Here is a 292-nt window from a genome sequence, read left to right as displayed (position 1 = left end):
CCTTGATGGGGCTATAGCTCAGCTGGGAGAGCGCCTGCCTTGCACGCAGGAGGTCTGCGGTTCGATCCCGCATAGCTCCACCATCTTTAAGTGTTCTTGAAAAAGAATCTTTAAAAATGGTTTTCATAAGAAAATCTAGCTCTTTAACAATTTGGAAAGCTGACAAAAACAAACTTTTAAGTTTGTTTGTAAAGTTCTCAATGTTTGTCTTTATGACAAACACCAAAAAACACATTCAAGTGTTCTTGGGAATATCACTTTTAAGTGATTATTCGAAATTGAGTCCGGCAAA

General features: G+C 38.4%; 1 tRNA gene. It reads left to right on the top strand.

Features of this window, described 5'->3' with window-relative positions:
* Nucleotides 1–7: 7 nt before the first annotated feature.
* A tRNA-Ala gene (locus ATB78_RS28040) sits at nucleotides 8–83 on the top strand.
* Nucleotides 84–292: the final 209 nt, after the last annotated feature.

Origin of the sequence: Vibrio sp. CUB2 (assembly GCF_001557945.1) — a bacterium.
In the GTDB taxonomy this organism is placed as follows: Bacteria; Pseudomonadota; Gammaproteobacteria; order Enterobacterales; family Vibrionaceae; genus Vibrio; species Vibrio owensii.
Note: the sequence above shows the minus strand (reverse complement) of the source record. Positions and strands in the feature narration are given on the sequence as shown.